The 20,830-nt window shown below is 59.9% G+C and carries 20 protein-coding genes; 11 read left to right on the forward strand and 9 right to left on the reverse strand.

The genetic code is table 11. The annotated features are described in order from the left end of the window. Positions 1-209: 209 nt before the first annotated feature. A complete protein-coding gene (locus tag CLV41_RS18150; protein ID WP_103223835.1) occupies positions 210-1,142 on the forward strand; it encodes a ribose-phosphate pyrophosphokinase in 933 nt (310 codons plus the stop codon). 123 nt (positions 1,143-1,265) lie between these two features. Here CLV41_RS18150 and CLV41_RS18155 read toward each other — a convergent pair whose 3' ends face one another. After that, entirely contained in the window at positions 1,266-3,392 is a 2,127-nt protein-coding gene (locus tag CLV41_RS18155; protein WP_103223836.1) for a methyl-accepting chemotaxis protein, read from the reverse strand. Positions 3,393-3,447: 55 nt separating this feature from the next. Further along, entirely contained in the window at positions 3,448-4,017 is a 570-nt protein-coding gene (locus tag CLV41_RS18160; RefSeq protein ID WP_103223837.1) for a hypothetical protein, read from the reverse strand. A 456-nt stretch (positions 4,018-4,473) separates the two neighbouring features. On the opposite strand from CLV41_RS18160, the gene CLV41_RS18165 reads away from it, so the two are divergent. The 3 genes from CLV41_RS18165 to CLV41_RS18175 all read left to right on the forward strand — a co-directional run bounded on the left by CLV41_RS18165 (position 4,474) and on the right by CLV41_RS18175 (position 7,112). Continuing rightward, positions 4,474-5,097: a 50S ribosomal protein L25/general stress protein Ctc gene (locus CLV41_RS18165; RefSeq protein ID WP_103223838.1), complete on the forward strand. Its 624-nt coding sequence runs from the start codon at positions 4,474-4,476 to the stop codon at positions 5,095-5,097. A gap of 124 nt (positions 5,098-5,221) precedes the next feature. Beyond that, positions 5,222-5,968 (forward strand): aminoacyl-tRNA hydrolase, encoded by a 747-nt coding sequence (gene pth / locus CLV41_RS18170; protein WP_103223839.1) that lies wholly within the window; start codon positions 5,222-5,224, stop codon positions 5,966-5,968. Between the two features lie 124 nt (positions 5,969-6,092). Further along, positions 6,093-7,112, forward strand: a complete 1,020-nt coding sequence (locus CLV41_RS18175) for a ribonuclease T2 family protein (protein ID WP_103223840.1) — start codon at positions 6,093-6,095, stop codon at positions 7,110-7,112. Between the two features lie 128 nt (positions 7,113-7,240). On the opposite strand, the gene CLV41_RS18180 is transcribed toward CLV41_RS18175, so the two are convergent. Continuing rightward, complete coding sequence (locus tag CLV41_RS18180; RefSeq protein ID WP_103223841.1) at positions 7,241-7,819, reverse strand: OmpA family protein; 579 nt, start codon at positions 7,817-7,819, stop codon at positions 7,241-7,243. Between the two features lie 163 nt (positions 7,820-7,982). Continuing rightward, positions 7,983-9,677: a DUF4384 domain-containing protein gene (locus tag CLV41_RS18185; RefSeq protein WP_103223842.1), complete on the reverse strand. Its 1,695-nt coding sequence runs from the start codon at positions 9,675-9,677 to the stop codon at positions 7,983-7,985. A 235-nt stretch (positions 9,678-9,912) separates the two neighbouring features. Here CLV41_RS18185 and ychF point away from each other — a divergent pair, with 235 nt between their 5' ends. Next, on the forward strand, positions 9,913-11,013 hold the full coding sequence (gene ychF, locus CLV41_RS18190) for a redox-regulated ATPase YchF (RefSeq protein ID WP_103223843.1): 1,101 nt from the start codon (positions 9,913-9,915) through the stop codon (positions 11,011-11,013). Between the two features lie 78 nt (positions 11,014-11,091). Here the strand turns inward: ychF and CLV41_RS18195 are convergent, their stop codons facing one another. The 5 genes from CLV41_RS18195 to CLV41_RS18215 all read right to left on the reverse strand — a co-directional run bounded on the left by CLV41_RS18195 (position 11,092) and on the right by CLV41_RS18215 (position 15,234). Further along, positions 11,092-11,844 (reverse strand): ABC transporter permease, encoded by a 753-nt coding sequence (locus tag CLV41_RS18195; RefSeq protein ID WP_103223844.1) that lies wholly within the window; start codon positions 11,842-11,844, stop codon positions 11,092-11,094. 9 nt (positions 11,845-11,853) lie between these two features. Then, a complete protein-coding gene (locus tag CLV41_RS18200; RefSeq protein ID WP_103223845.1) occupies positions 11,854-12,654 on the reverse strand; it encodes an ABC transporter ATP-binding protein in 801 nt (266 codons plus the stop codon). Further along, positions 12,641-13,402, reverse strand: a complete 762-nt coding sequence (locus CLV41_RS18205; protein ID WP_103223846.1) for an ABC transporter permease — start codon at positions 13,400-13,402, stop codon at positions 12,641-12,643. Before CLV41_RS18205 ends, CLV41_RS18200 begins: the two co-directional genes overlap by 14 nt. Before the next feature lie 69 nt (positions 13,403-13,471). Beyond that, positions 13,472-14,449, reverse strand: coding sequence for an ABC transporter substrate-binding protein (locus CLV41_RS18210; protein ID WP_103223847.1), 978 nt, complete (start codon positions 14,447-14,449; stop codon positions 13,472-13,474). 95 nt (positions 14,450-14,544) lie between these two features. Then, entirely contained in the window at positions 14,545-15,234 is a 690-nt protein-coding gene (locus tag CLV41_RS18215; RefSeq protein ID WP_103223921.1) for a FadR/GntR family transcriptional regulator, read from the reverse strand. A 195-nt stretch (positions 15,235-15,429) separates the two neighbouring features. On the opposite strand from CLV41_RS18215, the gene CLV41_RS18220 reads away from it, so the two are divergent. From CLV41_RS18220 to CLV41_RS18245, 6 genes are all read left to right on the forward strand, one after another. Beyond that, entirely contained in the window at positions 15,430-16,116 is a 687-nt protein-coding gene (locus CLV41_RS18220; protein ID WP_103223848.1) for a fumarylacetoacetate hydrolase family protein, read from the forward strand. A gap of 255 nt (positions 16,117-16,371) precedes the next feature. Further along, positions 16,372-18,147 carry an SLC13 family permease gene (locus tag CLV41_RS18225; RefSeq protein ID WP_103223849.1) on the forward strand — a complete coding sequence of 592 codons (1,776 nt, stop codon included), beginning with the start codon at positions 16,372-16,374 and terminating at the stop codon, positions 18,145-18,147. A 260-nt stretch (positions 18,148-18,407) separates the two neighbouring features. Further along, on the forward strand, positions 18,408-19,307 hold the full coding sequence (locus tag CLV41_RS18230) for an NAD-dependent epimerase/dehydratase family protein (protein ID WP_103223922.1): 900 nt from the start codon (positions 18,408-18,410) through the stop codon (positions 19,305-19,307). A 133-nt stretch (positions 19,308-19,440) separates the two neighbouring features. Next, complete coding sequence (locus CLV41_RS18235; RefSeq protein ID WP_103223850.1) at positions 19,441-19,803, forward strand: hypothetical protein; 363 nt, start codon at positions 19,441-19,443, stop codon at positions 19,801-19,803. A 75-nt stretch (positions 19,804-19,878) separates the two neighbouring features. Further along, on the forward strand, positions 19,879-20,337 hold the full coding sequence (locus tag CLV41_RS18240) for a MaoC family dehydratase (protein WP_103223851.1): 459 nt from the start codon (positions 19,879-19,881) through the stop codon (positions 20,335-20,337). After that, positions 20,334-20,813, forward strand: a complete 480-nt coding sequence (locus tag CLV41_RS18245) for a MaoC family dehydratase (RefSeq protein ID WP_103223852.1) — start codon at positions 20,334-20,336, stop codon at positions 20,811-20,813. The genes CLV41_RS18240 and CLV41_RS18245 overlap by 4 nt, the downstream gene beginning before the upstream one ends. Positions 20,814-20,830 lie beyond the last annotated feature (17 nt).

The following is a 20,830-nucleotide window of genomic DNA, read 5'->3' on the forward strand; positions in this document are numbered from 1 at the left end:
TTCGGGCCACCGGCATCCGGCAACGTGTTAAGACCTCGATTCGGCCTGCTCACATGCAGCATCGCGTGAGAGAAGAAAAGCTGATCGATTTCAAAGTGTTGGAGAAGTCTGTGTTGACTTGAACGCAGAATGCTCTTGGCCCTTTCCGCGTTTCAGCAGGAACGATCCTGCCTGCTGACCCGCTGTCGCACCAGAAGGACTTGCGGCTTATGAAAATCGTCGCGGGCAATTCCAACCGAGCCCTGGCTGAGGAAATCTCCGGATATCTCGAGGTCCCCCTCGCCAAATGCCTGGTCAGGCGGTTTGCCGACCAGGAGATCTTCGTTGAAATCCAGGAAAATGTGCGCGGCGAGGACGTTTTCGTCGTTCAACCGACAAGCTATCCGGCCAACGACCACCTGATGGAGCTGCTCATCATCATCGATGCGTTGCGCCGCTCCTCCGCCCGCCGTATCACGGCGGTGCTGCCCTATTTCGGCTATGCGCGGCAGGACCGCCGCGCTTCCGGCCGAACGCCGATTTCGGCGAAACTGGTGGCCAACCTGATCACCGAAGCCGGCGCTGACCGCGTTCTCACCCTGGATCTCCATGCCGGACAGATCCAGGGTTTTTTCGATCTGCCGACCGACAACCTGTTTGCCGCCCCTGTCATGACCCGCGACATCAAGGAACGCTATGCCACCGACAATGTCATGGTGGTCTCTCCCGATGTCGGCGGCGTGGTCCGGGCCCGCGCGCTTGCCAAGCGCATCGAGGCGCCACTCTCCATCGTCGACAAGCGCCGCGACAAGCCCGGAGAGTCGGAAGTCATGAACATCATCGGCGAAGTCCATGGCTTTGACTGCATTCTGGTCGATGACATCGTCGACAGCGGCGGCACGCTCTGCAACGCGGCCGAGGCCCTGCTCGCCAAGGGCGCCAAGTCGGTGACGGCCTATATCACCCACGGCGTTCTGTCCGGTGGAGCCGTCGCGCGCGTCACCTCTTCCAAACTGAAGGAACTGGTGATCACCAACTCGATCGAACCGACGGCGGCGATCACGGCGGCGGCCAACATCCGCGTCGTCTCGATTGCCCCGCTGATCGGTGAGGCCATCAACCGCACGGCCCTGGAAAAATCGGTCTCCAGCCTGTTCAGCTGAATGTCCGGTCCGTGAGTAAATTGTAGGTTCTTGTTTGTTGAGGTCGGTACGACACCTCGGAATCGATCAGCCTGCTTTCATGGAAATTCTCATGAAAGCAGGCTGATCCGGCCGGGCGTTATATCAAGCAGCTGCCACCGCGTTCAGGAACCGGTCGACCGTTGCCCGCAAGGCGTTGGTCCGGCTGTTGACATCTGTCGAGGCCGACAGCACCTGTCCGGCGGACGAACTCGTGATCCGGGTCTTTTCAGAGATCGTCACGATGGTGCGCGCAACATCCTGCGTGCCTCTGGCCGCTTCCTGCACGTTGCCGGAAATTTCGTTCGTCGCAGCTCCCTGCTGCTCTACGGCCGAAGCAATTGACCCGGTATATTCGTCAACCTGGCTCATTGTCTGGGTAATTCCAGCGATCGCCGAGACGGCCTCTTTAGTCGCCGCCTGCACTTCCGCGATCTGACCTTCGATTTCTTCCGTCGCCTTGGCGGTTTGCGTCGCGAGTTCCTTGACTTCCGAAGCCACAACCGCGAACCCGCGCCCGGCATCGCCAGCCCTTGCGGCCTCAATCGTGGCATTCAGCGCCAACAGATTGGTCTGTTCGGCAATGGCGGAAATCAGATTGACAACATCGCCGATACGCTGCGCGGCTTCTGCGAGCCCCTCGATCTTGTTGTTGGTCTGCACCGCGGCATGTGACGCGTTCTGGACGATTTCAGTGGTCGACTGAACTTGCCGGCGGATTTCCTGGATCGATGCCGACAACTCCTCGGCGGCTGACGCAACCGTCTGCACATTTGTCGACGCCTCTTCGGAGGCAGCCGATGCATTTGTGGCATCGCCCGCTGTCTCGTCAGCAACACTGTTCAGCTCTTCGGCGGCGCACCGCATCTGCTCGCTGTTGCTGTATACCGCGTCCAGCATTTCCGTGACTTCCGACCGGAAATCAGCGATCATTCTGGAGACTTCCTCAGCCTGCCGTTCCTGTGCAAGGCCGGATTCACGCTGCTCTGCTTCCAGCCGCTCGCGAGCCAGGGCGTTTTCGCGGAACACGTCCACCGTAGCGGCCATTTCGGCGATCTCATCGGATGCGGATTGCGCCGGCACCTCGACCGCGATATCGCCTCCGGCAAGCCTGTTCATGACTTCGCCAAGGCCATTGATCCGGCCTGACAGATTTCGCGCCATGAGCAGCCCGAACACACACGCGGCAACCGCACAGGCGAGCGCAATGCTGAAAATCCAGAGTTTCAGAGACGTTAGCGGCGCCAGAACCTCATCCGCTCCTTGAACGACAACCAACGTGTATTTGTTGCCCAGCGCCGTAAAGGGAACCATCGCCGCGAAGACATCCCGTCCGTTGTAGTCCGGCAGATGCTTGAACGCCGCCTCGCCTCCCATCACCGACATGGTTTCGGGCGTTTTGAACTGTGTGCTCAGCAATTCAGACACATCCGCTGTGCGCTGACTGTCGTTTATCATCAGGCCATCTTCGTTCAGCAGATAGATGTCCCCCGTTTCGCCGAGGCCGGCGTATTTGCCGAGAAGGGAATTGATCTTGCCGATCGGTGTCTCATAGACCACGAGCCCGATGGTTTTCGAGCCAACGGCTACCGGAGCGATCCAGAAACCCGCCGGCTCATTGTCCTTACCCGGGTAGAATACCGGATCGAACCCCAGGACGGTTTCGGCTTCACCGGACACGATCTTTTCGAATCCTGCAGCCAGCGGCGTCCCCTGCCAGTCTTGGGAGCGTACATTCACGCCGAAATCCGCCCGCTTGCGGGCACTGTAAATCACATCCCCATTCAGATTGATCAGCATAATATCCGGATGGTCGTTTGCATCCGCATAGTCCCTGAGGGACGTATGATGTTTCGCATGGGCCTTGTCATAGGGTTTACGGCCGGCCTTGACCAGCTGGTCCCGCTCATGGACCGGGTGGGGATTGTCCGTGACGTAGATCTTCGTCAGTGTTTCGAACGCCTTGTCACCGTATTTCGCCCAGGCCGCTTCCAGGTCGCTAAAGGCAGACCGGAGAGCTTTCCCCCCCATGTGGCTGCCGATGGATATCTCCTTGCTTCGGTAAAACTCCAGCAGGCTGTCCCTGCGGCCTTCAGCGAGGGCCATCAAACGTTGCTCCGCCTGCCCGCGCACAGTGTTGGCGCCTGACATATAGCTCGCCACCCCAACGCCACCCGAACATAAAAGCGCGATGCCAAGCACAAGTGCCGGAAGTTTTACGGAGACTTTCATGCTTCCTCCTGGAAGTTGCGGGAAAGCGATGCCTTCCCGCTTTTTCTCATTCTATTCAGAGATTTTCGACGTTCACGCCGAAGGTGATAGCACCTATGGGGTCACCACTGGCCGGGTCGAAGACCGGCACGCTCACCTGGCTTTGCAGAGTTTGAGTGCTGTCGTCTTCTTCCAGTTCACTGACGTGGACCGCACCTTTGCCGACGGAATAGGTCTCCTGCCACTTGGCCTCGTCTCCCTGCCAGAAATCTGAGGTCACATCGCTCTGACCGACGTTGAGTCCTTTGGCATCCATGACGAATATCTCGGTGAAGAGACCATCGCTCGCTTCCTGGGAATCCGCCAGATAGACCGACAAGGGTTTATCCAGAACCTCATCGATCATCGGCTGGTCCACCGCATCGGCTTCCACACGCCATTTTGCGTCCAGTTCGTCGATTTTCGACTGATCGTAGGACCCGGTTACGCCGTTTTGCGCTTTTACCGCCGATACAACTTCCTCGGAGGCAGCGATTTCCGCAATCTTGCCTGCGGCAAGATTTTTAAGCTCGCTTTCGAATTCGTTTGCATAGGCAGAACCGACAAAGAAAAGACAAAGTGCAGTCGTTTGAATTAGATATTTCATTGCTCACTCCCATGAGTTTACCAAGAGGAATGATGCCGAACTTTTCTTAAAATTATATGTACAAGCTTAAATTCACTGCTTAAATTCAAACTATACGGCTTTACCAGAAAAATTATTGACACTTATAACAATAAAAAATCAAAAGATACTGCAATTTTACATAGTAAATATCAACTTCTAGCTTCAGAGACGCAAAGCACCCTCCCAAGCAGCACCTTGACAGAGCCAACTTATCCGACTGCCCCTGCAGGAAGGAGGTTGATATGGTGACTGCCAGGCAAATGTTTGCGGCGGAAATCCGCCTGCCCTTGCACACAGTCTGCTTTTCCGCTATATGCGCGCTCGCGCCTGCACCCCTGGAGGAGGCGTTTCTGGACCGATCCCGGACATCTGAAGTCTTTGCAAGACCCCACGGTGGATCGCCGGTCCGTTATCATACACTCAAGGAGTTTTGCCATGGCTGCCAGCTATGAGCTGAAGGCGTCGGCACGGGACCGGGTGGGCAAGGGGGCCGCACGGACACTGCGTCGAGAAGGCCTTCTACCTGCCGTGATCTACGGCGATAAAAAACCGGCTCTGCCGATTACCATTTCCATGAAGGAAACCACTCTCACCCTGCAAAAGGGCGGTTTTCTGACTCATATCGGTATTGTCGATCTCGACGGTGAAAAGCACCAGGTCATCGCCAAGGACTTTCAGCTGCACCCGGTGCGCGACACTGTCCTGCATGTCGATTTCCTGCGTGTCGCCAAGGGCGCGACCCTGACCGTCGATCTGCCGGTCCACTTCCTCAACGAGGAAGAATGCCCGGGCATCAAGAAGGGTGGCGTTCTGAACATCGTGCGTCACACCGTCGAAATGACCGTTCCGGCCGACAACATCCCAGAAGCTCTGGAAATCGATCTGTTGAAGGCTCAGCCGGGCGACAGCTTGCACATTTCCGCCGTCAAGCTTCCCGAAGGCTGCCATCCGACGATCACCGACCGCGATTTCACCATCGCGACGATCGCCGCGCCGGCAGGTGTTCAGGAGACCGACGACGAGGCTCCCGAAGAAGTCGCAGAAGAGACAAGCGAATAAATTCGCGATCTGCTATAAAAATGCGGGAGGCAGCAAGCTGCCTCCTCTCCTCCACGGAGAACCCTTTATCAGCAGCCGCTCCGGCTGCTTTTTCATTTCAGGATGCAGTCTTGGAAGGCATGCCATGAAATTGATCGTCGGCCTAGGCAATCCGGGCACGAACTATGCTGGTACCCGGCATAATATCGGCTTCATGGCCATCGATGAGATCCATCGACGCCATTGCAGCGCCCACCCGTGGCGATCCCGGTTTCAGGGCCATGTTTGCGAAAACCGCATCGGCGCTGAGAATGTCCTGCTGCTCAAGCCCTCCACCTACATGAACGATTCAGGCCGCTCCGTCGGCGAAGCCATGCGCTTCTACAAACTGGAGCCGGAAGACATCTTCGTGATCTATGACGAGCTCGACCTGCCCCCGGGCAAGTTCCGCATGAAGAAGGGCGGCGGCCATGGCGGCCACAATGGCATCAGGTCGATTTCCGATCATATCGGCCCGGACTATCGGCGCTTGCGCCTCGGCATCGGCCATCCCGGCGACAAGAACCTGGTCTCCAACTACGTTCTCGGTCATTTCGCCAAATCGGACCGGGACTGGCTGGACCCGCTGCTCGCGGAAATTGCCGACAATGCCAGCCTGCTGGCCGAGGGTAAGGACAGCCAGTTCGCCAACAAGCTGACCCTCGCCCTGGAACCGGAGAAAGCCAAGCGCAAGGAAAAATCGGACCCGGGCAAGGACGGCGGGGGCGCGGCCGGAAAACCGAAAGGCCAGAGTCACATTCGCCAGGCCCGTCAGCAGCAACCCGTCAGCGTACCGAAAACCGGCCCCATGGCCGACATGCTGAAAAGGCTGCTCGGCGGAGACAAGAGCTGACCGGGTTTTAAGCCGCAACCGCAACCTCTGGATGTTGCAACAACACCTCTCGCGTCACATAATTGCAATGCGCGCGTCCCATGGTCTGGACGCGCTCTGACGCGACGATTCCGGGAGGTGAGTGATGCGTTTCCTTTTTGTGACTGCTGTCCTGTGTCTGGTTCTGCCGGCACCGGCATCCGCCTTCTTCAAGCTTGACGGATATTTCATCGCCCAAGAGGTCTGCGAAGCCTTTCAAAGCAAGAATAAACAGACCAATCCCGGCAATATCACCACATCCGTGCACAGGGCCTATGAGATGCTCGGCCTTAACAAGGAAGGCGGAGACTATTTCCAGGTCGTGATCGATGGCGCGCCCGTCACCAATTCCCGCTGGGTCAGCACCTCCTGCGGCATTCACGTGGTGGAAGCCGGCACCGCCATCAGCAGGCCCGTCGATGAGGACGATGACGTCGTCATCGACCAGAGCGGATCGGAATCGACCGACAATCTGCTCACCCTGAGCTGGCAGCCGGCCTTCTGCGAGATCCGTTCCGGCAAGAAGGAGTGCCGGGACCTGAATGACGGGCTCCTGCCGCACACCACCCGTCAACTGTCGATCCACGGCCTCTGGCCACAGCCGAAGGGCAAGGATTATTGCGGCGTGCCGGCGAATGTCAAAAATCTCGACAATCCGGACAACTGGAACCGCCTCCCCTCACCGGAAATCGACACGGACACCGCCGACGCGCTGCGCGCGGCGATGCCGGGCTTTGCCAGCTTCCTGCATCATCACGAATGGATCAAGCATGGCACCTGTTTTCTGGGAGACGGCGGGGCGGACGAATATTTCGACGACACGCTTCACCTGACGGATCTGATCAACGACAGCGCCGTGGGCGATCTCTTCTTCAACAATGTCGGCGGGGAAATCACCGGTGCGGACATCCGCGCCGCCTTCGACGCGGATTTCGGCGCCGGCACAGGCGAGCGGGTCGAGATCAAATGCACATCCGATGGCGGCCGCAATCTCATCAACGAAATCTGGATCAGTCTAAAGGGCACGGTCACGCCGGAAAGCGGGCTGGGCGACCTCATGCTCGCCGCCGACACCGTCGGCATGGGCTGTTCGCGCGGTCTCATCGACCCGCCCGGACTGCAATAAGCGAAGTTTCTGCGCGGACGTTGATCGGACGCGCGGGGCACTCCCGGCGGACGCGATCGTTGCGGAGCTTGTTCTGGCACGCGATGCGCTGTCCCGCCCGCAAAAGACGGCATTTCAAGATCACCCCGTCACGACAATGGCGCGACATTGATGATTTCAACGCGCCGGTTCAGCCCGCTGGAGGGATTATACGGATCGACGGGACGGCTTTCGCCGTAGCCGACCGGGTAGAGCTGCTGCCGGGGAATGCCATAGAAAGCAGCCAGGAATTCAGCGACCGTCAGCGCCCGGCGCTGGGAAAGACTGACATTATACTGATACGAGCCGCGCAGGTCCGTATGTCCGGCGATCTGAAAGCGCATGTTCTTCAAACGCGGGTCCTGCAGCGCCACGCCCAGCGCCTGAAGGGTCAGGATGCCGTCATTGGTGAGGGAAGCGGAATCGAACTCGAAATTGACCGTAAGATTGATCCGTGGCAGCTCCACCTCCGGCGGCAGTTCCCCCTCGATATTGATCCCGCGGTAAGGATGCGGTTCCTTCTTGCGGAAGGACCGCACCTTGGAGCCGCTGTCCTGCGGCAGCAGAGCCCGGACGATCTCCTCGCTCGTCACCGTTTGTGCTGCAACGGGAAGCAGCAAGGCCAGCAGAACGCCAGCGGCCATGATCGGCATTACCAGCATTGGCCGGACTATAGTTGAAAACCGCATGAAACCACCCCTGCAAAACTTGATAGTGTCTTATACTAAAGAGCGTTGATTATGACCCATCTGATGGGCCATTCCCGTTCGCCGGCGAGGCGCGCTGCTACGAGCTCCTGGCCGAAAACCCTTTAAAACAGGTCAGATGAGTCATAATCAACGCTCTTTGGTATTAGTCCCGTATCGTCAGATGAAGCACGGCGGCCGAGATTTCGCGACCGAGGCTCAATTCATCCGGCCGTTCGGCCATCCCTGCCCGCAGCGCCGTCAGGAAGTGCCTGTCGTCGGCCACGCTGCCACCGCTCTTGGCACTGGCGGGCATGGTGAACTGTCCACCGCCTTCTTCCTCAAGCTCCTCGAGCTGCGAGATGGGACTGCGCGCCGCGATCACCACGATTGCTTCAGCGCCGGAAGGCGGCTGTACGGTGAATTTCTGGCGTCCCTTGCGGCCGTCCCCGTAAACGAATCTTGCGCCGAAATCCACCTGCTGCCGGACGGGTCCCCGCCGGGGCAACAGGTTGACCACGGTGCCGTCCGCCTGAAGATAGACGATATAGAGAAAGGAGGCGAAATCGGGTGCGCGCACCTGAAAGGCGAGCGAGTCACCGTAGGAGAGCGTCGTCTCCCCGCCAAGCATGCGGATTTCCGGCCGTGACGGTTCGGCCAGCGGCCCGTCCAGCGTTTTCAGGACCTCACAGACCGGCCAGGGACGGATCGCGACGTCGCGGATCTGCTCGGGCGCATACTCCGCCGAAAGCCCCCGAAGGGCCTCACGGCTGCTCACGAAGCCGTTCAGGACGGGGCCGAGGCCGGACAATTCATCGACCACATACAGCCGGCTGCAGGCGTCTTCGGAAAAAGCGACCTCGTTGTCCCGATCTGTACGGGTGATTCCGGGAACGGGACGGGGCGGAACGACATTGGTGCGCATGATGGAGGCGTTATGCATATCCGCCCTTGCGGCGGCATAGCTGATCCAGCCGTAACCGTCTCCAGCCCAGCTTGGACCCCAGGAATTCTGGACCAGAAAGGCCTGCCGCCGCTCGTCATACCCGACGAACACCATCTGGTGGCCGCCGGACGGCCCTGAATTCGGACCCAGCGATCCCCGGTATATTTCTCCCGCCTTCAGATATTGCAGGGTCGCGCCCCCGGGCTGCTCCGCCGATGGCACAACGCCAACTGTCCTGAAGCCCGTGGCGACGGGGTTCCCGGCCGCCAGCTGCTGCTTGATCGCATCCAGAACCCGGTTGCCTGCATGGCTCCGCCGCCGGCCGCTGGAAAAGATGAATTCAAACCCGCGGATACGAAAACGGGTGGGAGCGGTGGTCGCGTATTCGGCCGTGTCGGTGCAGATCGCGCTGTCGGGAACGGCATCCCTGTCCGGTGCGCCATTGCCGGAGAAATAGCGCATCGCCAGCAGCGCGTTGCTGCCTGCGTCGTCGCAGGTCGTTACCGGGTTGCGTATCCGGGAGTGGAGGAAGGCGGGACTGGGCGTGAAATTCACCTGCCCCGGCTGCGTGCCGTTTTCCAGTGCCGAATAATAGCCGCGCAGAGCATAACCGATCGCGTAGGAGACGCAGCTTCCGTAACGCTGCAGCACCGGCGGCGGCATCAGCGGCGAGAGATCGATCGCATCGGGGATATAGGCTCGGGTGACCTCGGCAGTCCTGACGTCCTGAAGCTGCGCGGGATCGATGGGCTGATCCCCTCCCAGGCCCGTCAGACTGCGCGGATCGAAGGCTTGGGCGCCGGCGGGAATGGCTCCCCATGCGGTGCCCAGAGCCAGGAGAGCAACAAGCGCGGCTGAATGAAACCCGACGCGCCGGATGAGCCCGTGGGTGAAGATCGAAACCGAGGAGATCATCCCAACCAAATTCCCGAAACATCGCATCTTGAAATATGCTGAAGTATAGCCTATCGCGCCTGCGAAAAAAGAGCTTATACGCCCCTTCGGTCCACCGCCGGGTGCGGGACACGCAAATTGCCGGTGGTCCCGCCCGCTTCCTGCGCCGCCGCCGCTCCAAACCCTTGACCTGCCCGGTGCGCTCGGGCATGTAGCGCTGCAACAGTTTCACGACACGAACCGAAAGCGAACTCCCATGGGTTTCCAGTGCGGCATCGTCGGGCTGCCGAATGTCGGCAAGTCCACGCTCTTTAATGCGCTCACCAAGACCGCAGCGGCCCAGGCTGCCAATTATCCGTTCTGCACCATCGAACCGAATACGGGCGAAGTCGCGGTTCCGGACCCGCGCCTGTATGCGATCCGCAAGGTTGCCGGGTCCAAGGAAGTCATCCCGACCCGCATTACCTTTGTGGACATTGCCGGTCTGGTGCGCGGCGCGTCGAAGGGCGAAGGCCTGGGCAACCAGTTCCTGGCCAACATCCGCGAGGTCGATGCCATCGCACACGTAGTGCGCTGTTTCGAGGACGACGACATCACCCATGTCGAAGGCGCGATCGACCCGCTGGCCGATGCCGAAACGGTGGAAACAGAACTGATGGTCTCCGACATGGAAAGCCTGGAGCGCCGCATCACCCCGCTGAGGAAGAAGGCGGGCAGCGGCGACAAGGAATCCAAGGTACTCCTGCCGATCATGGAAGGCGCCCTCACCCTTCTGCAGGACGGCAAGCCGGCGCGCCTGCTGCAAGTGGCCGACGCGGAAGAAGCACGGCTGCTTCAGGGCCTGAACCTCCTGACGTCCAAACCGGTTCTTTATGTCTGCAACGTGGACGAGGCGTCCGCCGGAACCGGCAACGCGCTTTCCGAGAAGGTTGCCGCCAGAGCGAAGGAAGAAGGCGCGGCATGCGTCGTGATTTCCGCGGCCATCGAGGCGGAAATCTCGCAACTAGACACCGCGGAACAGGAAGAGTTCCTGGAAACCATCGGCCTGGAAGAGCCGGGGCTCGACCGGCTGATCCGTGCTGGCTACGACCTGCTCGGCCTGATCACCTATTTCACGGCCGGGCCGAAGGAAACACGCGCCTGGACCATAACCCAGGGCACCAGGGCGCCGGGAGCTGCCGGCGTCATCCACACGGATTTCGAACGCGGCTTCATCCGGGCCCAGACCATCGCCTATGACGACTACGTTTCGCTTGGCGGCGAAACCGCCGCCAAGGAAGCCGGCAAGGCGCGCGACGAAGGCAAGGAATACATCGTCAAGGACGGCGACATCCTGCTCTTCAAGTTCAATACGTAAGACAGCGCCAGACTCTTTTCAGGCAACTCTTTGGGAACGCCCGGACCATGGCCCGGGCGTTTCAGCGGAAAACCGGTCTCAGCGGCTCGCCGCGTAATAGGACACCCGCCGCTCCAGGTAGGCGAGAATTTCCGAGACCGAGAACGCCAGGGCGAAGAGCACGATCAGCACCGCCCAGAAATGGGCCATCAGGAAATTGTTGGCATAGAGCTCGAACAGCGCGCCGAAGCCGACGATCGAGATCAGCAGCTGACCGATGATGACACCCTTGACCGCCCGGATCACACCGATGCGCACCCCGCCCAGGATTTCAGGCAGCGCGGCCCAGAAATAGATCTTGTAAAACGCCTGGAACGGGTTGGCCCCGTAACTGCGCGCCATCTCCACCAGCGACCGGTTGATCTGCAGCACTCCGGCCCTGGCATTCAGGATGATGATCCAGATGGCGAAGAGCGTTGTCGTGATGATGATCGATTTCATGCCGAACCCGAACAGCACCATCAGCACCGGCACGAGCGCGGTCAGCGGTGCGCTCAGGAACATGTTCACCCAGGGCAGCAGCAACTCGTCGATGAGCCGGTTCTTGCCCATCAGGATGCCGACCGGGATGCCGATCAGCACGGAAGCCGCAACACCGGCCCCGAACGCCTGGGCCGTCTCCGAGAGAGCTTTCAGGAAAGGTGCCGTGCCGATCACCGAAGTCAGCGTCACGAGAACCTCCGACAGCGGCGGCACGAAGAACGTCAGATCCAGCCGCCCGATGATTTCCCAGACCAGGGCCCAGAGGATCAGCGAGGACATGGCCGGAAGGCGGTATCCGAAGAGTGTCATTGGCCTCTCCTATTCCACGTAGCTGCGCAGCGAAGCCCAGATACTGTCGACGATATCCAGGTATTCCGGGTCGCGGCGGATATTGTCGACATTCTTGTGCCTCAGGTCGGTCGGGCGGATGATTTCCGACACCCGGCTCGGGCGCGGCAGCAAGATCGCGATCTGGTCGGAAACATAGACCGCTTCCTCGATCGAGTGGGTGACGAAAATGAAGGTCTTGTTCTCGTGCTGCACGAGATTGAGAAGATCTTCCTGAAACTTGCGCCTGGTCTGTTCGTCGACAGCGGAAAACGGTTCGTCCATCAGCAGCACATCCGCATCGACCGACAGGGCGCGCGCAAGACCGACGCGCTGGCGCATGCCGCCGGAAAGCTGATGCGGATAGCTTTTCTCGAAACCCGCAAGCCCGACCTCGGCGATATACTTCTCGGCGATCGCCTCGCGTTCGGATGTGGCAACGCCGCGCAGTTCCAGACCGAAAGCCACGTTGCGCAACACATTCGCCCAGGGCATCAGGGCAAAGTCCTGGAAGACGAAGGCGCGGTCCGGACCAGGCCCCTTGACGGGCTTGCCGTTGACTTCAATCTCACCTGAATTCGGTTTCAAAAGTCCCGCGATGATCTTGAGCAGGGTTGTCTTGCCGCAGCCCGACGGCCCCAGCAGGGATGTGAGCTGACCGCGGGGAAATTCCAGCGACAGATCTCTCAGCGCCTCGACCTCACCGTAAGTCTTGGAAATCCCCCGGGCAACGACGGCGTTGTCGGATTGCGGCATGTCTGGCACGTTCACGGCTTCTTTAATCTGAGGCATAACCACGGACATTTCCTTCAAAGAGATACACTTCGAGCCGCTCCAGGAAGTTCAGGAACAGGACGGCGAGAAGGATGATGGAGAAGATCGCCGCATACATGGCGGGGTAATCCGCAATCGAGCGGCTGTAGGTGATGATGTCGCCGACGCCGGTCGGCGTGATCTTCAGTTCGGCGAGAATGGCCCCGATGAAGCCTGCGGAAACGCCAAGCCGAAGACCGCTGAAGATCACCGGCGATGCGGCGGGTATGATGATCCTGAGCATGATCATCGTATCGGAGGCCAGGAAGGACCGGCCCATCTCCTTCAGCGAGGCGGGCGTGTTGCGCACCGCGCTGGCCGTGTTGAGGACAATGACCGGCATCGCCATGATGCAGACGACAAAGACCTTTGAGGTCAGCCCGATGCCGTAGGCCATGACGAGCAGCGGGATAAGCGCCGCCAGCGGAGCGGCCTGCATGACGATGAAAATCGGCGAAAACAGCCAGTCGAACCTGGCACTCAGCCCGATCCACAATCCCAGGCCGATCCCCAGAAAGGCCGAGATGCCGACGCCAACCACCAGAGGGCGGAGCGTTTCGACATAGGCCGTAAGCAACGTGCCGTCGGCGGCCATGCGGAAGAGAGCCGCCATGGATTCGAAAAAAGTCGGAAAAGCGTAGCTGACCGGGATCATTCCCGCGATCTGCCAGGCCCCGAAAAGCACCGCCGCGGATATGATCTTGAGCCAGAGGGAACGGCGCGTCATAAGCCACATTCCTGATTTCGCTGAAATGAAAAGGTGGCCGCCGGACGGACCGGCGGCCGTGCAGGCAACTTATTTCGCCGCTTTTTTAAGCGGCTCGAGGTACCAGAAGTCCTCTACCTTCAGCGTCGAGAGGTCTCCCTCAAGCTGACCGGCGCGCGAATACCAGTCGAAATCGGCAAGAGCCGCTTTCTCGCCGCCGCCATTGGGATCGTAAAGCCCTCCCTCGACCGCTGCGGCGTAGAACTCGTCAAGCGTGCCCAGGATCTCCGGCGGAAGCTGGCCGATGGGCCCGTTCGGATCGGTTTCCTTCGAAATGATCGTCGGGTCCTCGGCCATGTCCTGCCAGACGCTGAGCAGGGCGTTGACGAAGATATCGACGTCCTTCTCGTTGTTCTTGATCCAGTCCAGGTTGGCGAAAAGCGCTTCGTCGCTGGCATCGACCTCGAACATCGGCAGGACGTTGAACTTGTCCCCGGCGATTTTCATGATCTTGTTCTTGTTGGACAGATCGATGATCGTCGCATCGGTCTGGCCGGCCATGAGCGCCGCCACCCGGTTTGACGAACCGGGCACGTAGGATCGGTCGCCGAACTTGATGTCGACCTTGTCCTCGATCACGTTGGCGATGGAGTCCGTGCCCCCGCCGCGCGAGTGCAGCATGATCGGTTCGCCGTTCAGATCTTCCAGCTTGTCGTATTTCTTGGACGTGACCGGAAAAAATTTCAGCTTCGACAGTTGAAACACGATCCGGATCGGCGCCTTGGAGCGCTGCATGGCAGCATAGGGCGTGCCGAAACCGATATCCATCTGGCCGCTCAGCACCGCCTGAATGGCGAGTTCCTCGTCAGAGAAAGCGGTCCACTCGTAATCGAGGCCGTTGGCCTTTGCCCGGTCGAGGGCGACAAAGAAGGCCGCCAGCTCGTCCGAAGGGGTTTCCGCAAGCGCGATCTTGATCTTGCCGGCGGCGTCAGCCGGACTCGCCAGCAGGGCGACGGCAAGCGGAATGGCCGCGGCAGCCGCTCCCAGTTTGCGCAAGAAAGTATTCATGGTTCTCCTCCCGAATATGGACCTCGTGGGTCCGATTGTTTCGCGCGGGCCTCCGGCTTCTTTGGCTCGGTCGGGCCGCCCGAAAAAACGTGTCTTCACATCTCCCCGAACAGACGCGCGGAAACGGAGCTGATGTGCTGCCACATGGCATCGTGTGCGGCTTTGGGATCGCGCGCTTCGATCGCCGCGCAGAGGCGGTCGTGTTCCGTGAAACTTGTATGATCCTCCGGCGGACGCCTGGTCTCGCGGATCACCGTGCTGACCGCCACGGCCCGGCGAACCTTGTTGAGCTGGTCGAACAGGGCAAGCAGCAGGATATTGTCCGTGGCTTCCGCGATCGCGTAATGAAACAGATCGTCCTGGGTCTCGTATTCTTCCCAGCTCGACGCCGCCCTGGCCCGATCCTTGATCTGGATGATCTTCTTGACGGCCTGTCTGGAGGCGTTGATCGCCGCCTCCCGGGCAATCACAGCCTCGATGCACTGCCGGGCCCGCATCATCTTGACCGGTGTGATCTGGTGGCCGATGTCCGACAGCAGCCCGATGTCGAGCCTGTCGTCCTGTCCCGCGATGAACGTCCCCTTGCCGACATGCCGCCAGATGACGCCTTCATGCTCAAGGCTGTCCAGCGCCTTGCGCAGGTTGCTCCGCGTCATGCCCAGCCGGCCAATGAGCTCCCGCTCGGCCGGCAACCTGTCTCCGGGAGCGAAGCTGTTTTCAGCGATAAAATCCTTGAGTAGCCCCACCGCTTCACCGCGGGATGCCGTTTCCGGACGGGTTAGCACCAGCTGTTTCCCTTCGTTCAAGATCTGCAGCCAATCAGAAAATTGATCAACCAATTTCAGGATCAATACGATGATTAATCCTCAATCATTGCTATATTGCAAGAAAAAATCGAAACAAGAAAAATTGGTTGTGATTGATCTAAAAATCGGTAAGGGTTTTCGTCAATGCAGAACCTAAAAAAGCAGAGGTGTTGAATGTCTGAGTTTGTGATCGAGCCGCCACAGCCCGCAACATTGCCCGTCAAGGGAACCGACAAGCGGTTTCCGGTCCGTAGAGTTTACTGCATCGGCCGGAACTACGCGGCACATGCTGTCGAAATGGGACACGACCCGGACAAGGAGGCCCCCTTCTTTTTTCAGAAGAACTCCGACAACCTCGTTGTCTCGAACGAGTTTCCCTACCCGGCGCAATCGGAAGACGTACATTTCGAAGCCGAACTGGCCGTGGCGCTGAAATCGGGCGGCACGGACATCAAGATCGCCGACGCGCTCAATCATGTCTACGGCTATGCAGCCGCGCTCGACATGACCCGCCGCGACCTGCAGGGCGTGGCCAAGAAGATGGGCCGTCCCTGGGAAATCGGCAAGGCGTTCGAGAAATCGGCTCCGATCACGCCCCTGGTTCCAGCCGCCGCATGCGGCCCGAAGGACACAGGTTCGATCAGGCTCACACAGAACGGCGAGGTCAAACAGGACGGCGATCTCAACCAGATGATCTGGAAAGTCCCGGAAATGATTTCCTATCTCTCCGAGTATTTCGAACTGGCCGCCGGCGACGTGATTCTGACCGGAACGCCGGCAGGCGTCGGCCCGGTTGCCCGTGGCGACGTGCTGGAAGTCTCGATCGCGGACCTGCCCGGGCTCTCCGTAAAGGTGATTTAAGCCCCGTCTCCGCATGACCCGGGACGAAATGAAAACCCCGTCGGTTTCCCGGCGGGTTTTTTCATTGGCTGGCCTGCTGTCGTCCGGAACCGGATGACGGCGGAAGCGTTGGTGAGGATATACACGCCGTCGCCGACAGGGATATGGAGAGCAAAACGGATCGACGGCTGGTCTTGGGATCAATCTTCGGTCATGGTCTGCTGAAACCGTGCCGATCCTCTGCCGCAGCCGCCCCCTCAACGGAGCCCCTTATCCGTGACATTCGACCAGACTGCCCTTTTTATCCTGTTCGGCATCGTCTTTGCCTTGCTGGTCTGGGGCCGCATCCGTTTCGATCTCATCGCTTTCGCCGCACTGATCGTCGGTGCGTTTCTCGGCCTTATCCCGTCGGACCGGATCTTCTCGGGCTTCGGGCATCCGGCGGTCGTGATCATCGCCCTGGTGCTGATCGTTTCAAGAGGCCTGATGAATTCGGGTGCCGTCGAACTGATCGCCGGGCGTCTCCTGTCGGCCTCGCGCGGCCTGTCCGGACATATCGGCCTGATGGCGGTCTTCGGCGGCGCCCTTTCGGGCATCATCAATAATGTCGCCGCGCTGGCCCTGCTCATGCCGCTCGATCTGGAGGCGGCGAAAAAAGCCGGCCGTTCCGCCGGTCTCTCGCTCATGCCGCTGTCCTTCGCGACGATCCTGGGCGGCATGATCACCCTCATCGGCACGCCGCCGAACATCGTCATCGCGCAATACCGGTCGGACGCCCTGGGCGCTCCCTTTTCCATGTTCGACTTCGCCCCCGTGGGCCTGGCCGTCGCCGTCAGCGGCATCGCCTTTGTCACCCTGATAGGCTGGCGCCTCCTGCCGAAACGCTTCCGCGCGGAGGAAAAACCTTCCGACTTCGCGGAAAGTCTCTACGTGGCCGAACTGAAGGTCAGCACGGGTTCGGAAGAAAAGTCCCTTACGGTGGGCGATCTTTATCCCGCCGCGGACGAGAAGGATGTCGCCATAATCGGCCTTATCCGCAACGGACGCCGGATCAAGGGCTTCGCGCGCCGCGAACCGGTCAAGGACGGCGATTTCCTGATGGTGGAAGGCGATCCGAAAGCCATCGAAAGCTTCATGGGAGCGGCAAAACTCGGCTTCGCCGGATCGGAACGGCACAAGGGGGGCTTTACCGGAGACGCGCTGTCGCTCATCGAAGCCATTGTCCCCGACAATGCCCGCATCGCCAACAGTTCGGCGCTCAACATGCGGCTTTTGAACAATCACAGCGTCACCCTGCTCGGCATTTCCCGCCAGGGGCGGCGCATTCAAAAACGCGTCCGTCACGAGCCGGTCCGTCCGGGCGACGTCCTGCTGATGCTCGGAAGGCCGGACCGGCTGGAAGAGGCCTGCACCTGGCTTGGCGTTCTGCCGCTGGAGGGCCGTCAGACCGGCATGATCCAGCGCAACAAGAGCTGGCTGGCCATTGCCGGCTTTGTGGTCGCCATAGCGGCGGCAGTGGCAGGAATAGCCTATCTGCCCGTGGCGCTTGCCGCCTGCGTCATTCTCTACGCGGCGACCGGTCTTGTCAGCGGCTCGGAAGTCTACAACGCGGTGGAGTGGAAGGTGATTGTCCTGCTCGGATCGCTCATTCCGCTCGGGCAGGCGTTCGAACAGGCGGGAAACGCCCAGCTTATCGCGGACGGAATTGTCACCACGACCGCCGGTGCGCCCGCCTGGGTGACCCTTGCGGTGCTTATGGTCGTCACCATGACCCTTTCGGACTTCCTCAATAATGTCGCCACCTGCCTGATCGCCGCGCCGATCTCCGTACAGATTGCCACGACACTCGACGTGAACTCGGACGCCTTCCTGATGGGTGTCGCCGTGGCCGCCTCCTGCGCGTTCCTGACGCCTATCGGCCACAAGAACAACACCATCATCATGGGCCCCGGAGGCTACCGGTTCGGCGACTACTGGCGCATCGGCCTGCCGCTCGAAATCCTGGTCCTCGCGGTCGCCATACCGGCAATCCTGATTTTCTGGCCGCTTTAAATGCTGTTGCTACGGCGGCTGCAACAAGTCCCGTTGCGCTGCCCGGACTTGATCCGGGACCCGTCACGAGACCCCGGCTCAAGGCCGGGGATGCCAACGCAGAGAGACACCCGGATTTTGCGGCAAAGGCCACCATCGTGGACCCGGTCCGCAATCACCCGAAAAGGTGATTTCCCTAAAGGGATAAAATCAGCCTCTGGTTTCCGGCGCCTTTTTCGGCATGATGGACGCAAATCAATCAATTCGGGATGGACACGCAGATGGGCTCACGCAAACGAATTCTGTTCACCGGCGGCACCGGCAAGGCGGGCAAGCACGTCGTTCCCTACCTGCTGGACCGCGGCCACCGGGTGGTCAATGTCGATCTGAAACCGCTCGACCATCCGGGTGTCGACAATCTCACCGCCGACATCACCCAGTCGGGCGAAATGTTCAACGTCATGACCAGCTACGCCAATTTCGACGAGATGGAGCCCGGCAACGGCGTCCCCTCCTTCGATGCCGTCGTTCATTTCGCCGCCATTCCGCGCATCCTGATCCACCCGGACAACAAGACCTTCGCGGTGAATGCTGTCGGCACCTACAATGTCATCGAAGCGGCGGTGAAGCTGGGCATCCGCAAGATCATTATTGCCTCGTCGGAAACCACTTATGGCGTCTGCTTCGCCGACGGCGTGGCCGATCCCAAGGTCCTGCCGGTGGAAGAGGATTACGACGTCGATCCCATGGACAGCTACGGGCTCTCCAAGGTGGTCAACGAACAGACGGCCCGCACCTTCCAGCGGCGCTCCGGCTTCGATATTTACGCGCTCAGGATCGGCAACGTCATCGAGCCGCACGAATATGACCGTTTCCCGGACTTTTTCAGGAACCCGGCCCAGCGGCGCCGCAACATCTTCTGTTACATCGATGCCCGCGATCTCGGCCAGATCGTCGATCTGTGCCTGGAAAAGGATGGCCTCGGCTATCAGGTCTTCAATGCCGGCAACGACACAAATTCGGTCGATATTCCCAACAAGGAAATCCTGAAACGCTTCTTTCCCGATGTCCCGCTCGGCCGGGACCTCGGCGAGCACGAGGCGCTGTTTTCCAATCGCAAGATCCGCGAAGTGCTGGGTTTCCGGGAGGAGCACGACTGGCGCAAATATGTGAAGGTCTGAGGCGGGAAGCAGCTCGCGTCGAAGACATGCCGCAATGGCCCGGACCGGCGCCGAATTGAATTTACTTCCCCGGCACCTCAGACTAGTTTCACAGGCCTTGGAACCACACAGGCAGCGCACCCGGGGGAGTTAAATGCGAGTACTTGGTTCGGCCGTCATCGGCCTCACTTTGCTGGTGTCCGGCGCTGCCGCACTCGCGCAGGGCACGGGATCGGAAGGCTATTTCCGGATCTACAACAACACCGAAGAAAATACCGTCGTCGGCTTCTACACCAATGACGGCGGCGGCTGGAGCGACAACTGGCTTTCCGAAGCACTGGAGCCGGGAGAAAATGCCCGGGCGACGTTTGTTGCCGATACCGGAAACTGCGACCAGACATTCCAGGTCGGCTGGCTTGCTGACGACGATACGGAAGTTCTGGACGATCCCATCGCCATCGATATCTGCGCGGCCAGCAACGTCTATATGGACGACAACGAGATCTATTACGACTGATCTTGTGCCACCTTTCATCGCCCCGGAATGCAGACGTGTCGCATTCCCGACCAGTCACGACAGCCATCGTAATTCATGTCCGACCTGATTCATTTCGAAGATTTCACACCGGGCCAGCAGTTTGAGCTCGGCTCGGTGACCGTGAGCAAGGAAGACATCGTCGAATTCGCAAGTGAATTCGACCCGCAGCCCTTTCATGTGGATGAGACGGCCGGCAAGGCGTCGATTCTGGGCGGACTGGCCGCCTCCGGCTGGCATACCGGAAGCCTGGTCATGAACCTCCTGGCCACGGGACTGCTCAACAAGAGCACTGGCCTGGGGTCACCCGGCATCAGCAAGCTGCAGTGGAAGCGCCCGGTTTTTCCCGGCGACACGCTCTTCGCCACCGCTCAAATTCTGGAAACGAAAAACCTTCGCTCGAGACCGGAAATGGGTATCGTCTCCGTGCGCGTGACGGCCATCAACCAGAGCGATGCCGAAGTTCTCCGGTGGGAAAATCCCATCCTTTTCGCAAAGAGGTATCCGGGCGCATGACAGCGTTTTTCGAGGAGATCGCGGTCGGTGAAACGCTGGACCTTGGCGAATATACCTTCACCGCCGACGAGATCGTCCGGTTTGCCCGCAAGTTCGACCCCCAGCCCTTCCACTTGAGCGAAGAGGCCGCGGCCGAAACCCATTTCGGTCACCTGTGCGCCTCCGGGTGGCACACGGCATCCATATTCATGAAGCTGTTCGTCGCCACGCATCAGGCGCTTCACCGCAAGGCGCTCGAGGAAGGACGCACGCCGGCAAGGCTCGGCCCCTCCCCCGGCTTCGAGGAACTGAGATGGGTCAAGCCGGTGTTCGCCGGCGATACCCTTCGTTACAGCCGCGTCGTGACCGGCAAGACGGAAAGCCGCAGCCGCCCCGAATGGGGACTGATCCACTCCGACATGCTGGCGCATAATCAGGACGGCACGCTGGTCTTCGCCTTCAAGGGAATCGTGTTCGTGGAACGGCGCAAGAGCTGACGTGTCAGGCTGGCGAG

Source organism: Roseibium marinum, assembly GCF_002906165.1.
Taxonomy (GTDB): Bacteria; Pseudomonadota; Alphaproteobacteria; order Rhizobiales; family Stappiaceae; genus Roseibium; species Roseibium marinum.

What these genes read in the sequence shown, in the direction of transcription:
- CLV41_RS18195 (WP_103223844.1), bottom strand. Translation starts at nt 11,844, where the DNA reads ATGACACTCTTCGGATACCGCCTTCCGGCCATGTCCTCGCTGATCCTC.
- CLV41_RS18210 (WP_103223847.1), bottom strand. Translation starts at nt 14,449, where the DNA reads ATGAATACTTTCTTGCGCAAACTGGGAGCGGCTGCCGCGGCCATTCCG.
- CLV41_RS18230 (WP_103223922.1), top strand. Translation starts at nt 18,408, where the DNA reads ATGGGCTCACGCAAACGAATTCTGTTCACCGGCGGCACCGGCAAGGCG.
- CLV41_RS18205 (WP_103223846.1), bottom strand. Translation starts at nt 13,402, where the DNA reads ATGACGCGCCGTTCCCTCTGGCTCAAGATCATATCCGCGGCGGTGCTT.
- CLV41_RS18180 (WP_103223841.1), bottom strand. Translation starts at nt 7,819, where the DNA reads ATGCGGTTTTCAACTATAGTCCGGCCAATGCTGGTAATGCCGATCATG.
- pth (WP_103223839.1), top strand. Translation starts at nt 5,222, where the DNA reads ATGAAATTGATCGTCGGCCTAGGCAATCCGGGCACGAACTATGCTGGT.
- CLV41_RS18165 (WP_103223838.1), top strand. Translation starts at nt 4,474, where the DNA reads ATGGCTGCCAGCTATGAGCTGAAGGCGTCGGCACGGGACCGGGTGGGC.
- CLV41_RS18175 (WP_103223840.1), top strand. Translation starts at nt 6,093, where the DNA reads ATGCGTTTCCTTTTTGTGACTGCTGTCCTGTGTCTGGTTCTGCCGGCA.
- CLV41_RS18220 (WP_103223848.1), top strand. Translation starts at nt 15,430, where the DNA reads ATGTCTGAGTTTGTGATCGAGCCGCCACAGCCCGCAACATTGCCCGTC.
- ychF (WP_103223843.1), top strand. Translation starts at nt 9,913, where the DNA reads ATGGGTTTCCAGTGCGGCATCGTCGGGCTGCCGAATGTCGGCAAGTCC.
- CLV41_RS18150 (WP_103223835.1), top strand. Translation starts at nt 210, where the DNA reads ATGAAAATCGTCGCGGGCAATTCCAACCGAGCCCTGGCTGAGGAAATC.
- CLV41_RS18155 (WP_103223836.1), bottom strand. Translation starts at nt 3,392, where the DNA reads ATGAAAGTCTCCGTAAAACTTCCGGCACTTGTGCTTGGCATCGCGCTT.
- CLV41_RS18235 (WP_103223850.1), top strand. Translation starts at nt 19,441, where the DNA reads ATGCGAGTACTTGGTTCGGCCGTCATCGGCCTCACTTTGCTGGTGTCC.
- CLV41_RS18200 (WP_103223845.1), bottom strand. Translation starts at nt 12,654, where the DNA reads ATGCCTCAGATTAAAGAAGCCGTGAACGTGCCAGACATGCCGCAATCC.
- CLV41_RS18160 (WP_103223837.1), bottom strand. Translation starts at nt 4,017, where the DNA reads ATGAAATATCTAATTCAAACGACTGCACTTTGTCTTTTCTTTGTCGGT.
- CLV41_RS18240 (WP_103223851.1), top strand. Translation starts at nt 19,879, where the DNA reads ATGTCCGACCTGATTCATTTCGAAGATTTCACACCGGGCCAGCAGTTT.
- CLV41_RS18245 (WP_103223852.1), top strand. Translation starts at nt 20,334, where the DNA reads ATGACAGCGTTTTTCGAGGAGATCGCGGTCGGTGAAACGCTGGACCTT.
- CLV41_RS18185 (WP_103223842.1), bottom strand. Translation starts at nt 9,677, where the DNA reads ATGATCTCCTCGGTTTCGATCTTCACCCACGGGCTCATCCGGCGCGTC.